At 68.9% G+C, this 12804-nt stretch carries 12 protein-coding genes; 6 read left to right on the top strand and 6 right to left on the bottom strand.

The window, feature by feature from the left end; genetic code table 11:
- Positions 1-40 precede the first annotated feature (40 nt).
- From ASF30_RS16320 to ASF30_RS16330, 3 genes are read right to left on the bottom strand one after another with little or no spacing between them, the layout of a single operon-like run.
- Complete coding sequence (locus ASF30_RS16320; protein ID WP_055909093.1) at positions 41-1117, bottom strand: ABC transporter permease; 1077 nt, start codon at positions 1115-1117, stop codon at positions 41-43.
- Positions 1114-2154 carry an ABC transporter permease gene (locus ASF30_RS16325; RefSeq protein WP_055909096.1) on the bottom strand — a complete coding sequence of 347 codons (1041 nt, stop codon included), beginning with the start codon at positions 2152-2154 and terminating at the stop codon, positions 1114-1116. The genes ASF30_RS16320 and ASF30_RS16325 overlap by 4 nt, the downstream gene beginning before the upstream one ends.
- Positions 2151-3671 carry a sugar ABC transporter ATP-binding protein gene (locus ASF30_RS16330; protein ID WP_121004016.1) on the bottom strand — a complete coding sequence of 507 codons (1521 nt, stop codon included), beginning with the start codon at positions 3669-3671 and terminating at the stop codon, positions 2151-2153. Before ASF30_RS16330 ends, ASF30_RS16325 begins: the two co-directional genes overlap by 4 nt.
- A gap of 181 nt (positions 3672-3852) precedes the next feature.
- Between ASF30_RS16330 and ASF30_RS16335 the strand changes: the two genes are divergently transcribed.
- On the top strand, positions 3853-4860 hold the full coding sequence (locus tag ASF30_RS16335) for a LacI family DNA-binding transcriptional regulator (protein WP_055909099.1): 1008 nt from the start codon (positions 3853-3855) through the stop codon (positions 4858-4860).
- 49 nt (positions 4861-4909) lie between these two features.
- On the opposite strand, the gene ASF30_RS16340 is transcribed toward ASF30_RS16335, so the two are convergent.
- The 3 genes from ASF30_RS16340 to ASF30_RS16350 all read right to left on the bottom strand — a co-directional run bounded on the left by ASF30_RS16340 (position 4910) and on the right by ASF30_RS16350 (position 7346).
- Positions 4910-6376 (bottom strand): MFS transporter, encoded by a 1467-nt coding sequence (locus ASF30_RS16340; protein WP_082467964.1) that lies wholly within the window; start codon positions 6374-6376, stop codon positions 4910-4912.
- Positions 6377-6381: 5 nt separating this feature from the next.
- Positions 6382-6801, bottom strand: a complete 420-nt coding sequence (locus ASF30_RS16345; RefSeq protein WP_055909101.1) for a MarR family winged helix-turn-helix transcriptional regulator — start codon at positions 6799-6801, stop codon at positions 6382-6384.
- Positions 6802-6890: 89 nt separating this feature from the next.
- Complete coding sequence (locus ASF30_RS16350) at positions 6891-7346, bottom strand: DoxX family protein (protein ID WP_442914976.1); 456 nt, start codon at positions 7344-7346, stop codon at positions 6891-6893.
- Between the two features lie 57 nt (positions 7347-7403).
- Here ASF30_RS16350 and ASF30_RS16355 point away from each other — a divergent pair, with 57 nt between their 5' ends.
- From ASF30_RS16355 to ASF30_RS16375, 5 genes are all read left to right on the top strand, one after another.
- On the top strand, positions 7404-8183 hold the full coding sequence (locus tag ASF30_RS16355; RefSeq protein WP_055909104.1) for an SDR family oxidoreductase: 780 nt from the start codon (positions 7404-7406) through the stop codon (positions 8181-8183).
- A gap of 107 nt (positions 8184-8290) precedes the next feature.
- Positions 8291-10012, top strand: coding sequence for a circularly permuted type 2 ATP-grasp protein (locus tag ASF30_RS16360; protein WP_055909109.1), 1722 nt, complete (start codon positions 8291-8293; stop codon positions 10010-10012).
- Complete coding sequence (locus ASF30_RS16365) at positions 10006-10935, top strand: alpha-E domain-containing protein (RefSeq protein ID WP_055909112.1); 930 nt, start codon at positions 10006-10008, stop codon at positions 10933-10935. Before ASF30_RS16360 ends, ASF30_RS16365 begins: the two co-directional genes overlap by 7 nt.
- Positions 10932-11777 carry a transglutaminase family protein gene (locus ASF30_RS16370; protein ID WP_055909115.1) on the top strand — a complete coding sequence of 282 codons (846 nt, stop codon included), beginning with the start codon at positions 10932-10934 and terminating at the stop codon, positions 11775-11777. The genes ASF30_RS16365 and ASF30_RS16370 overlap by 4 nt, the downstream gene beginning before the upstream one ends.
- Before the next feature lie 37 nt (positions 11778-11814).
- Positions 11815-12663 carry an alpha/beta fold hydrolase gene (locus tag ASF30_RS16375; protein ID WP_055909118.1) on the top strand — a complete coding sequence of 283 codons (849 nt, stop codon included), beginning with the start codon at positions 11815-11817 and terminating at the stop codon, positions 12661-12663.
- Positions 12664-12804 lie beyond the last annotated feature (141 nt).

Below are 12804 nucleotides of genomic sequence, written 5' to 3' on the forward strand. Positions count from 1 at the left end.
GTTGTGGGCAGTGCGGTGAAGCGAAATCGGATGTGCTCGGCTACGACGTGGCTGTGCGCGGCGGAGACTTCCGGTTCCCTCCTGGCTTCTGGCGTTTCTTCTGCAGCCAGGTCAGGAAGCTGGAGTACACCACCGAGAGCACGAGGAGCACTCCGGTGATGATGTTGATGACGTCGGAGGTGACGTTGGCGAGGCGCAGGGCACTCGCGAGCACCCCGATGAGGAGGACGCCGGCGATCACGCCGTGCAGCGCACCGCGGCCACCGAAGATGCTCACGCCGCCGAGCAGCACGGCTGCGATCACCTGCAGTTCCAGGCCCGTGGCGTTGTCGCCGCGGGCACTGCCGAATCGGAGTGTGTAGTACAGGCCGGCGAAGGCCGAGACGGCACCCGACAGCACGAACAGGATGAGCTTGGTGCGGTTCACGTGAACGCCCGAGAACGTCGCGGCCTCCGAGCTCTGGCCGATGGCGAAGATGCCGCGTCCGAAGGGGGTGAAGTGCAGCAGCACAGCGAAGATCACGGCCAGCACCAGGAACGGGATGACGATGGCCGGAACTCCGGTGTCGCCGAGCTTCGACTTGGCCAGGTCGGTCCAGAACTCCGGGAAGTCCGTCACGGCCGTGGTGCCGAGCAGGCCGACGGCGAGACCGCGGTAGAGCGCGAGGGTTCCGATCGTGACGGCGAGCGACGGCAGCCCCACCACTGTGATGAGGAATCCGTTCAGCGCTCCGCCGAGGGCGCCGACGATGATCGCCACGAGGGCTGCGAGCTCGATCGGCATCCCGCCCTGCGTCAGCGTTCCGAGCAGCACGCTCGACAGGCCGACGATGCTGGCGACCGAGAGGTCGATCTCGCCGGTGATGATGATGAGCGTCATCGGCAGTGCGATGAGAAGGATCGGCGCCACGTCGAGCAGCAGGTACGTCATCGTGATGGGGCTGCCGAAGTTGCGCACCACCCCCGACGACACGACGATCACCAGGATGAGCGCACCGATGACTGCCGCCTCGCGGCTCACGAGGATGCGGCGCCAGAGCGGATGCCCGTAGTTGCGGTAGGTGCGGGGGGCCGAGGTGGCGGCCGGCGATGCCGGCGCTGTGTCGAGGCTGGTCATTCGGATTCCTCCCTCGCTTCCAGGAGCTTGCGTGATTGTCGGAGGGAGAGCAGGCGGTCGAGCACGATCGCGCCGATGATGAGCACGCCGACCACGGCCCGCTGCCAGAAGTCCTGCACGCCGAGGATCGGCAGGGCGCGGTTGATCGTGAGCAGCAGCACCGCACCGATGGCAGCGCCCCAGACCGATCCCGAACCGCCGAAGATGGCGACGCCGCCGATCACCGCGGCTCCCACGGCGTCGAGTTCGAAGCCGACGCCGGCCTGCGAGTTGACGGTGCCGTAGCGGGCGGCGTACAGGACGCCGGCGAGCCCGGCGAGTGCTCCGGATGTGATGAACGCGGTGAGGATGCGGCGGGTCACGCGCAGACCGTAGAGCTCTGCGGCATCCGGGTCCGATCCGATCGCGTAGAACTCGCGACCGCCGCGGATGTTCTTCATGTACCAGGCGGCGACGATGAGCACCACGAGGGCGATGATCGTCAGGATCGGGATGGTGAGGATGGAGTTGGTGCCCAGGGCGAGGAACGCCTTGGGGAAGTCGGAGGCGTTGATGCGATCGCTGCCGGTCCAGAGCACGTTGATGCCCCGATAGGCGTACAGCGTTCCGAGGGTGATCACCAGAGCCGGAACCCGAGCGAAGGCGACCAGCGCTCCGTTGATGAGGCCGAGCAGTCCGCCGAAGATGATGCAGAGCAGGAACACCACCACGATCGGCACGCCGGGCAGGTCGATGAACAGGCGACCGCTGAGGTAGGCGGACAGGCCGAGCACCGAGCCGACGGAGAGGTCGACGCTGCGGGTGATGATGACGATGGCCTGGCCGACAGCCACCAGCACGAGGATCGACGGCGTGAGCAGCAGGTCGCGCCAGCCGTCGGGGCTGAACAGGAAGTTCGGGTTCTTGGCCGTCGTGACGATGATGACGAGCGCGAGGGCGAGGAAGATGCCGAACTCGCGGGCCTTGAGAAGGGTACCGGCGCTGGCGACGACGCGGTTGGGCTTCTTCGCCGCGGGGGTGGGGGTGACGGTGGTCACGAGAGCTGCTCCGATGCGTGGGTGGCTGCGAACATGACGGACTCGCTGGTGGCATCAGCGCGGTCGATCTCGGCGGTGATGCGTCCTTCGCGCATGACCAGGACGCGGTCGGCCATGCCGAGCACCTCGGGCAGCTCCGACGAGATCATGAGGATGGCGAGCCCGCGGCCCGCGAGCTCGGAGAGCAGGCGGTGCACCTCCGCCTTCGTTCCGACGTCGATGCCACGGGTGGGCTCGTCGATGATGAGCACGCGCGGGTCGGTGGCGAGCCACTTGCCGAGCACCACCTTCTGCTGGTTTCCACCGCTCAGGGTGCCGGCGAGGGTGTCGAGCGCGCTGGTCTTCACCTCGAGGCGGCTCGCCCAGATCTGCGCCGCCGCGTTCTCCATGCCCGCTGTCAGGATGCCGGCCTTCGCCAGCTGGCGACGGATGGCCATGGTGATGTTCCCCGAGACCGCCGAGTCGAGGAAGAGTCCCTGCTTGCGTCGGTCTTCGGGTACGAGCGCGAGGCCGAGGCGCATGGCGGCCGTCGGATTGTGCTTCGGGATGGAGACCCCGCCGATGCTGGTGCTGCCGCTGTCGTAGGAGTCGACGCCGAAGACGGCCCGGGCCACCTCGCTGCGTCCGGCCCCGACGAGGCCGGCGAGGCCGACGATCTCGCCAGAACGGACCGTGAAGCTGATGTCGCTGAAGACACCGGCCGAGCTGAGTCCGTCGACGACGAGTACGGGATCGCCGATGGTGGCGACCTCCTTCGGGAACAGGTCGCCGACGTCGCGGCCGACCATGCGCCGCACGATCTCGTCGACGCTGGTCTCGGCGATGGCATCGGTCGAGATGTACTCGCCGTCGCGCATGACCGTGACGACGTCGCAGAGTGCGAAGACCTCGTCGAAGCGGTGGGAGATGAACAGCAGTGCACGACCCTCGTCGCGCAGGCTCCGTGCAACGGCGAACAGGCGGTCGACCTCGACGCCGGAGAGGGCTGCCGTCGGCTCGTCCATGACGAGAACGCTGGCGTCGAGAGAGATGGCCTTCGCGATCTCGATGATCTGCTGGTCCGCGATCGAGAGGCCCTCTGCGGGGCGGTCGGGATCGATGCGCACTCCCAGTCGCTTGAACAGCGCGACGACCTCGGTGCGCATGGCCTTCCGGTCGATGCGGCCGAAGCGACCGGTGGGCTGGCGTCCCATGAAGACGTTCTCGGTGACGGACAGGTCGGGGAAGAGCGTGGGCTCCTGGTAGATGACGGCGATCCCGGATGCCTTCGACTGCGCGGTCGAGGAGAAGTCGACGGTCTCGCCGTCGAGCTCGAAGTCGCCGGTGTCTCGCTGGTAGAGGCCGGCGATGATCTTCACCAGTGTCGACTTGCCTGCGCCGTTCTCGCCGACGAGGGCGTGGATCGAATTGCGCTTCAGCGTGAGGGAGGCCGAGCGGAGGGCGACAACGGCGCCGAAGGCCTTCCCGACGTCGCGGAGCACGAGGGCATCGGTGGGCGTCTGATCTCGCGACACCATCGGCATCATCTCCTCGTCGAGTTGAACCGTTTCAATACGGCACAGCAGAACAATAGGACGATCCCAGTGTCGTGGTCAAGTCGGCGCACAATCGCGCCGATGAATCGTTACAGTTGCGGGTACGGGTCGACTCGCAGACGAGCGTCGGCGAGAGGCGTGCCCGACGGATGCGGGGGAGACCATGTCAGCGAGTGTGCGCGACGTCGCGTCTGCGGCATCCGTCTCCGTCGGCACTGTGTCGAACGTGCTCAACCATCCCGACAAGGTCGCCCCCGAGACCGTGGCCAGGGTGCAGGCGGCGATCGAGAAGCTCGGCTTCGTGCGCAACGACGCCGCCAGGCAGTTGCGGGCCGGCAAGAGCCGCAGCATCGGCATGGTGGTGCTCGACGTCGGAAACCCGTTCTTCACCGACGTCGCCAGGGGAGCCGAGGATCGCGCGGCCGAAGACGGCTTCACGCTCCTGCTCGGCAACAGCGACGAGAAACTGACGCGCGAGGGTTCCTACCTCGACCTGTTCGAGGAGCAACGCGTGCACGGCATCCTCATCACGCCGGTCGGCGAGGACCTGTCCAGGCTCGGACGGGTGCGCGCGAACGGAACGCCGACGGTCCTCGTGGACCGCGAAGCCGACCGCGCCGAGTTCTCCTCGGTCTCGGTCGACGACGTGGCCGGCGGCTACCTGGCCGTGCGGCACCTCATCGAGAACGGTCGCCGCCGGATCGCCTTCGTGGGCGGCCCGCACGGCATCCGCCAGGTGACCGACCGCTTGGTCGGAGCACGACAGGCCGTGGCGGAGACGCCCGGGGTGCAGTTGGAGCTCATCGACACCGACTCGCTCTCGGTGTTGCAGGGTCGCGCTGCGGGCGAGGCCATCAGCGCCCGTCCGCCGGAGTATCGCCCGGAAGGCGTGTTCGCGGCGAACGACCTCCTCGCGATGGGCGTGCTCCAGGCGTTGCACATGCTCGGCGACATCCGCATCCCCGGCGACATCGCTCTCATCGGCTACGACGACATCGCCTTCGCCGAGGCGGCCGTGGTTCCGCTGTCGTCGATCCGTCAGCCGGCGGCGCTCATCGGCTACACGGCCGTCGACCTCATGCTGCGCGAGGCTGCGGCCGGTGCCGGGTTCGAGCGCGAGCACGTGGTGTTCCAGCCCGAACTCGTGGTGCGGCAGTCGACGGGCGGCTGACGCGCGTCCGGTGACGCTCATCCCCTGACGCCGCCGCAGCGTGCGCGGGTCAGCCCGTGCGCGGCAGCGGCCCCGTGCGCGTGTGCGTGTGCGTGTGCTGGGCAGCGTGCGGGTCGCGAGGGGGCAGCTTCGGCAGCGGGATCGGCGAGGTGAGCGCCAACTCGTCGGAGAAGTCCTCGGGCACCGGATGCCGCGACGCCGCGGGGGCGGCATCCGTCGCCGGAGCCCCTGGCAGCGTGACCCTGTCGCCGACGGCGATAGCATCGGCAGCTTCGGCCGAGGCGACGGCGAAACGCCAACGCGTCTGCGGAACCCGCACCAGCCGCACGCCGCGGGAGAAGAACATCCAGCATGCTCCGATGACGAATCCGGTGGTGGCCGCGATGGCGGCGACCCCGAGCCCCCAGCGTGGCCCGAACGCGTCGGCCACCCAGCCGATGATCGGCGCCCCGATGAGGGTGCCGCCCATGAGCAGTGCCATGTAGAGGGCGAGAACACGGCCGCGCAGCTCTCCCGGCACCGTGGTCTGCACGTAGCCGTTGGCCGTCGTGAGCAGGGTGACGGTGCCGAAGCCGATGAAGATGAGCGACACCGCGAAGCTGGCGTACGTGGGCATCAGGGACGCGGTCAGGGCGGCGAGCCCGAAGAATCCCGTCGCCGCGATGACGACGCGCAGGCGTGCCTTGGATCGCCGAGCCGAGAGCAGTGCGGCCGTCAACGATCCGATGGCGAGGATCGATGACAGCAGGCCGTACTCGCCGGCGCCCTCACCGAACTCCACGGCCATGGTCGAGGCGAAGATGGGGAAGTTCATGCCGAAGGCGCTCACCAGGAACACGATCACGAACACGACCTTGAGGTCCGGACGCGTCGCGACATACCTGAAGCCCTGCACGAACTGGCCTCGGGCGCGCTTGATCTTCGGGTGCAGTCGCAGCTCGTGGCGACGCAGCATCGCGAGGGCCGCGAGCATCGCGATGAAGGTGAAGGCGTTCACGATGAACACCCATCCCGATCCGATCACGACGATGAGCAGGCCGGCGACGGCAGGCCCGATCAGACGCGCCGTGTTGAAGGATGCGGCATTGAGGGCCACGGCGTTCGAGGTGTTCTGGCCCGAGACCAGGTCGCTCACGAAGCTCTGGCGTGCCGGCGCATCGAAGGCATTGGTGATGCCGAGGGCGAGCGCGAAGGCGTAGAGGTGCCAGAGTTCGGCGTGGCCGGCGAGCAGCAGCACTCCGAGGCCCACGGCCAGCAGCATGAGAACGGACTGCGTCACGAACAGGATGCGCCGGCGATCGAAACGGTCGGCGACGAGGCCGGTGAACGGCACCAGCACGAGCTGCGGCCCGAACTGGAGCGCCATCGTGAACCCGACGGCCACGGCGCTGTTCTGGGTGAGCTGGGTCAGCACCACCCAGTCCTGCGTCGTCGACTGCATCCAGCCGCCGATGTTCGACACGAGGGCGCCGACGAACCAGATCCTGTAGTTGTATCCCGAGAGGGAGCGGAACATCGCACTCACTGGGTGGCGAGCCTCCCCATGAGCTCGGCGGCGCGGGCGAGCAGGTCGCGCTCCTCGACCGTGAGCTCGCGCAGCTGGGCCGTGAGCCAGGCGTCGCGCTTGGAGACCGTGGCCTTCACGAGTTCGGCGCCGGATGCCGTGAGGCTGATGTTCGTCTTCCGCCTGTCGTCGGCGTCCTCGGCGCGGGCCAGGTGCCCGGCCTCCTCGAGGCAGTTGACGGTGCGGTTCATCGACGGAGCCGAGACGCGCTCGCGCTCGGCGAGGGCGGACAGCGTGTGCGCACCGTGGATCGAGAGGGTCGCGAGCACGGCGAACTGCGCGTCGGAGACGGAGTCGTCGCTCTTCTCGGCGCGAAGACGCCGGGCGAGCCTGAAGGTCGACATCCGCAGGAGTGAGCTCTGCTGGGGGATCGTCATGATATTACTTAGCCTAGCTCATTAGCCTTGCTAAGTGATTGTCGTTCGCTGAGGGCGCGGCCTCCGCGACCGTTCCCAGCGTGACGCAGCTACTTCCGCCGCAGCGCCCGGATCGCCCCTGTCGACCACAGCGCCCACAGCACCAGCAGGGGCTGGAACACGAGCCGGATGCCGCGAGCCGTGTCGGTGTCGAGACCGAAGGCATCCGTTCTGGTGACGTACTGCGAGATGTTGCCGGGGAAGACGGCCACGAAGAACGCGGCGACGACCCAGCCGACGGGGATGCGCCGGCGGCCCAGCACGATCAGGGCGCCGCCGAGGGTGATCTCGACGATGCCGCTGGCGATCACGACGAAGTCCTTGTCGGCCGGCACCCAGTCGGGCACCTGCGCCTGGAAGTCCTGACGTGCGAAGGTCAGGTGACTGATCCCGGCGAACAGCAGGGCGGCGCCGAGCGCGATGCGCCCGATCAGCTGCGGAGTCGTCGACGGATGCGGCTTCGCGGTGAGCGAGGTGGCGAAGCGGGACGCGAGCATGGAGGCCATCTCCTCATCCTCACACCCTCGGAGCGTCGGGGGAGGGGGCTTGTACCGTGTACGAGTATGAGCAAGGAGCACAGGCGTGGCGTCGCCATCATCACCGGAGTCGGGCGACGGCGTTCGATCGGGGCCGGCCTCGCGGTCGGCCTGGCGCGCGATGGGTGGGATCTCGCCCTCAACCACTGGACTCCCTACGACGACCGCATCGACCTCGAGCGCACGCCCGATGACCCCGAGGCCATCGCCGACGAGTGCCGGGCGCTCGGGGTCTCCGTCGAGCTCATCCCCGGCGACCTCGCCGACCCGGCCACGCCGGTCCGGCTGCTCGAGAAGGCCCGGCAGCTGGGTCCGGTGACCGGACTCGTCATGTCGCACTGCGAGTCGGTCGACAGCTCGATCCTGACCACGGATCTCGAGAGCTGGGACCGCCACTTCGCTGTCAACGCCCGGGCCACCTGGCTGCTGATCAAGGCCTTCGCGGAGCAGCTGCCGGCATCCGTCGATCCGGGATGGGTCGGCGGCCGCATCGTCGCCCTCACCAGCGACCACACCGTGCACAACCTGCCGTACGGTGCCAGCAAGGGTGCCCTCGACCGCATCGTGACCGCGGCCGCTGTCGAGCTGGCCGATCGGGGAGTGCGCGCGAACGTCGTGAACCCGGGTCCGATCGACACGGGATGGATGAGCGACGAGATCCGCGACTCGGGGATCGCTGCCACCCCGGCCGGCCGCCTGGGGACGCCGGACGACACCGCCGACCTGGTACGGTTCCTCTTCTCGGCAGAGGGAGCCTGGATGAACGGACAGGTCCTCTACAGCAACGGCGGGTTCAACGTCGGCTGACGAGCGTCCGTGCCGGCGGCATCCGCCGCCCTCCCGATCCCGTGTGGAATGAGCCCGCGACGCGTGTCGGAAACACGCCCGTAACCGCACGCTGGAATGCTCGGCCCATGGTGAACCTGTTCGAAGGTTACGGATCCGCGACGATGAAGCGCCGGGGCGCGTCGCCGTGGGATGAGATGTTCCCGGCCATCGGAGACGGGGAATCGGTCCGCGAGGCCTACTCCGACATCCACTCGGCCCTGGCCCGGATGACGCAGGAGGAGCTGCGCGGTCGCACCGACTCGCTCGCCAGCTCCTACCTCGCGCAGGGGGTCACCTTCGACTTCGCGGGCGAGGAACGTCCGTTCCCGCTGGATGCAGTGCCGCGCGTCATCGATGGCGCCGACTGGACCGTCGTCGAGAAGGGCGTGCAGCAGCGGGTCAGGGCGCTCGAGGCCTTCCTCGCCGACGCCTATGGGGCTCAGGCGGCCGTGCGCGACGGCGTCATCCCGGCCGCCCTCATCTCGTCCTCCACGCACTTCCACCGCCAGGCCGCCGGCATCGTCGCGGCGAACGGCGTGCGCATCCAGGTGTCGGGAATCGACCTGATCCGGGATGAGAACGGCGCCTGGCGCGTGCTCGAGGACAACGTGCGCGTGCCCAGCGGCGTGAGCTACGTCATCTCCAACCGCCGCGTCATGGCGCAGACGCTCCCCGAGCTGTTCAGCTCGATGCACGTGCGCCCCGTCGGCGACTACCCCAATCGCCTGCTCTCGGCCCTGCGCGCGAGCGCCCCGGAAGGGGTCGACGATCCCGTCATCGTGGTGCTCACCCCCGGCGTCTACAACTCGGCGTACTTCGAGCACACCCTGCTCGCCCGGCTCATGGGAGTCGAGCTCGTCGAGGGACGCGACCTGTTCTGCTCCGGCGGGCGGGTCTGGATGCGCACGACGTCGGGCCCCACCCGCGTCGACGTCATCTACCGGCGGGTCGACGACGAGTTCATCGATCCGCAGCAGTTCTACCCGGACTCCGTGCTGGGCTCGCCCGGCATCCTGTTGGCGGCCCGCCTCGGCAACGTCACCATCGCCAACGCCGTGGGCAACGGAGTCGCCGACGACAAGCTGGTCTACACCTACGTGCCCGACCTCATCCGCTACTACTTGTCGGAGGAGCCCGTGCTCCCGAACGTCGACACCTGGCGCCTCGAGGATCCCGGAGCGCTCGAGGAGGTCCTCGACCGCCTCGATGAACTCGTCGTGAAGCCCGTCGACGGCTCGGGTGGCAAAGGACTCGTCGTGGGACCGGATGCGAGCCGGGCCGAGCTCGACGTCCTGCGCGCGCAGTTGATCGCCGACCCGCGCGGCTGGATCGCTCAGCCCGTCGTGCAGCTCTCCACCATCCCCACGCTCGTCGACGACGGCATGCGGCCGCGCCACGCCGACCTGCGGCCCTTCGCCGTCAACGACGGCGAGAACGTGTGGGTGCTGCCCGGCGGCCTCACCCGGGTCGCGCTTCCCGAGGGGCAGCTCGTCGTCAACTCCTCGCAGGGCGGCGGCTCGAAGGACACCTGGGTGACGGGTCGGATCGGAGCCCCTCCGGGACCGGATGCCGCGAGCCTGGTGTCGGATCAGGCTGCTCTTCCCAGCGCCCCGGTCATCTACGAATCGATGCCGGCGGCGGCCACGTCCCCGCAGGACAACGGCTCGGTGCGCCAGCAGCAGGAGCAGCAGCAGCAGTCCGGACCCCCGCTCGCAGAGGCACGGGAGCGAAGCGAGCGCGCCGAAGCGACCTCGCCCGCCGCATCCGTCACCCGCATCTCCTCTCCGCCCGAGGACGCAGCATGCTGAGCCGCATCGCCGAGTCGCTGTTCTGGATCGGCCGCTACCTCGAGCGGGCCGACGGCACGGCGCGCATCCTCGACGTGCACCTGCAGCTCCTGCTCGAGGATCCGTGGATCGACGAGGACACGGCCTGCCGCTCGCTGATCGCGCTGATGGGCGGCGAGGCCGACCCCGAGGTGCACCTCACGCGCAAGGACGTGCTGGCGCTGCTGGCCGTCGACCGCGACAACTCCGCCTCGATCGCCTACTCGCTCAGCTCGGCCCGTGAGAACGCCCGGCGGGCGCGAGAGATCATCTCGACCGAGCTGTGGGAATGCCTCAACACCACGCACGCCCGGATGCCGCGGCGCGTGGCCGGCGACAAGGCGCACGAGTTCTTCCGCTGGGTGCGCGAACGCACGGCCCTCGCCATCGGGGTGACCGAGACATCGACCAGCCACGACGACGCCTGGCTGTTCTTCTCCCTCGGCCGCACCATCGAGCGCGCCGACATGACGGCGCGGCTGCTGGCCACCCGCTCCCTCACCGAGGCGAGCGGGCCGAGCTGGACCACGATCCTCCGCAGCTGCGGGGCCTTCGAGGCCTACCTGCGCAGCTATCGTGGCATGCCGACCGCCCGCAACGCCGCCGAGTTCCTGCTCCTTGACCGCCTGTTCCCGCGCTCGGTGATGTTCTCGCTCAGCCGGGCCGAGGAGTACCTCGTGGCCCTCGACCCCACGAGCAGCCGCCTCGGCGTGCGCGAGGAGGCGCAGCGGGTGCTCGGCCAGATCCGTGCGGAGCTCGAGTTCCGGCCGATCAGCGAGATCATCTCGGATCTGCCCGGCCACATGGAGGAGTTCCAGGTGGCGACGGCTTCGGCGAGCGAGGCGATCAGACAGCGATACTTCCCGACGAGTGCTGTACCCGTCTGGATCGGAGAGAACTCATGAGCCGCCTGCGCATAGTGCACCGCACCGGATTCTCCTACGCACGCGCTGCGACCGCGTCGTACAACGAGGCACGCATGCTTCCGTGGCACGGCAGCGGCCAGTTCGTGCTCTCGAGCGAGCTCCACATCGACCCGGTCGCCCACCAGCACTCCTATATCGACTACTGGGGAACGCGGGTGAGCACCTTCGACGTCCTCACGCCGCACACCGAGCTCTCCGTGACCGCCACCAGCCTCGTCGACGTCGCGCCGGTGACGCCGACGGGTACGCGCCTGGGCTGGGACGAACTCGACGCCGTCCGCGAGACCGCGAGCGTCTACGTCGAGCAGCTGCGGCAGACCGAGGCCACCCGCCCGCCCGACGACGTGACGGCGCTCGCCGCCGCGATCGTGGCACGCGGCCTGGACCCCCACGACGCGGCCCTCGAGATCTGCCGTGCCATCGGCGACGGCATCGAGTACGTCCCCGGATCCACGCGGGTGAGCTCCACCGCCCGCGAGTCGTGGGAGCAGGGGAAGGGCGTCTGCCAGGACATCGCGCACATCGCCCTCGGCGCCCTGCGGTCCGTCGGCATCCCGGCGCGCTACGTCTCGGGCTACCTGCATCCGAAGCCCGGAGCAGCCATCGGTGAGACCGTCATCGGCGAGTCGCATGCCTGGGTCGAATGGTTCAGCGGCGACTGGGTGGGCTACGACCCCACGAACCAGCTCGAGATCGGGGATCGTCACGTTCTCGTCGGTCGCGGCCGCTCCTACTCGGATGTCTCGCCCCTGCGCGGCGTCTATGCCGGACCCAGCGCCTCCAAGCTCTTCGTGCGCGTCGAGATCACCCGCGAGGCGTAGCCGCCCTTCGTGGTCACGGGTGCCCTAGCCTGAGCCCATGAGAGCCGAAGACCGTACCTTCACCGACAGCTACGGCATCCACATCCACTTCGACGTGTGGGCGGTCGAGCAACCGAAGGCCGTCGTGCAGCTCGTGCACGGAGTCGGCGAGCACGCCGGGCGCTACGCCCACGTCGCGGCGGCACTCAACGCGGCGGGGTACACCGTCTACGCCGACGACCACCGGGGCCACGGCCGCACCGGGATGGAGCAGCACGGTGGCGACGTCACCAAGCTCGGCCACCTCGGCCCCGGAGGCCTGCGGGCCGCCGTCGCCGCCGTGCACCAGCTCACCGAGCTCATCCGCGAGGAGAACCCCGAATCGCCGATCGTGCTGCTCGGCCACTCCTGGGGCTCCTTCATGGCGCAGATCATCCTCAACGCATCGGCCGACGACTACGCGGCGGCGGTGCTGACGGGCACGGCCTACCGGATGCCGGGCTACCTCGACAGCGGCGACCTCAATCGCAAGCACAAGCACCTCGGCACGACGGGCATGGAGTGGCTCAGCCGCGATCCGGCCGTGCAGCAGGCCTTCGTCGACGACCCGCTCACCACCTCGGTCCCCCTCGCGAAGCTCTTCGGGCTGGTGGATGCCGCTCGCCTGTTCGGGCGCCCGGCGCGCGACCTGCCCGACATCCCGTTGCTCATCCAGGTCGGAAGTGACGACACCGTCGGCGGCGAGAGGAGCGCGCTCAAGCTCGTCGACGCCTACCGCCGGCGCTCCGGCCTCACCGACGTCACGCTCATCGTGTATCCGGATGCCCGTCACGAGGTCTTCAACGAGACCAACCGCGTCGAGGTGATCGCCGACACCGTGGCATGGCTCGACGAGCACGTCGGCTAGGCCTGCGCCCCGCCCCGCGCCGCCGCCGTATGAAGGCGCCGCTGCCGCCGTGTGAAGGCACTGCCGCCGCCGTGTGAAGGCACCACCTCCGCCGTGTGAAGGCAATGCGGAAGGCGCATCCCCGTGATTGCGGGCTTCTCG

This window comes from Leifsonia sp. Leaf264, from assembly GCF_001422325.1.
Taxonomy (GTDB): Bacteria; Actinomycetota; Actinomycetes; order Actinomycetales; family Microbacteriaceae; genus Orlajensenia.

Bases quoted from the DNA above. Each gene is read 5' to 3' on its own strand.
- ASF30_RS16320 (WP_055909093.1), bottom strand. From the start codon at position 1,117: ATGACCAGCCTCGACACAGCGCCGGCATCGCCGGCCGCCACCTCGGCC.
- ASF30_RS16330 (WP_121004016.1), bottom strand. From the start codon at position 3,671: ATGGTGTCGCGAGATCAGACGCCCACCGATGCCCTCGTGCTCCGCGAC.
- ASF30_RS16335 (WP_055909099.1), top strand. From the start codon at position 3,853: ATGTCAGCGAGTGTGCGCGACGTCGCGTCTGCGGCATCCGTCTCCGTC.
- ASF30_RS16340 (WP_082467964.1), bottom strand. From the start codon at position 6,376: ATGTTCCGCTCCCTCTCGGGATACAACTACAGGATCTGGTTCGTCGGC.
- ASF30_RS16345 (WP_055909101.1), bottom strand. From the start codon at position 6,801: ATGACGATCCCCCAGCAGAGCTCACTCCTGCGGATGTCGACCTTCAGG.
- ASF30_RS16350 (WP_442914976.1), bottom strand. From the start codon at position 7,346: ATGGCCTCCATGCTCGCGTCCCGCTTCGCCACCTCGCTCACCGCGAAG.
- ASF30_RS16355 (WP_055909104.1), top strand. From the start codon at position 7,404: ATGAGCAAGGAGCACAGGCGTGGCGTCGCCATCATCACCGGAGTCGGG.
- ASF30_RS16360 (WP_055909109.1), top strand. From the start codon at position 8,291: ATGGTGAACCTGTTCGAAGGTTACGGATCCGCGACGATGAAGCGCCGG.
- ASF30_RS16365 (WP_055909112.1), top strand. From the start codon at position 10,006: ATGCTGAGCCGCATCGCCGAGTCGCTGTTCTGGATCGGCCGCTACCTC.
- ASF30_RS16370 (WP_055909115.1), top strand. From the start codon at position 10,932: ATGAGCCGCCTGCGCATAGTGCACCGCACCGGATTCTCCTACGCACGC.
- ASF30_RS16375 (WP_055909118.1), top strand. From the start codon at position 11,815: ATGAGAGCCGAAGACCGTACCTTCACCGACAGCTACGGCATCCACATC.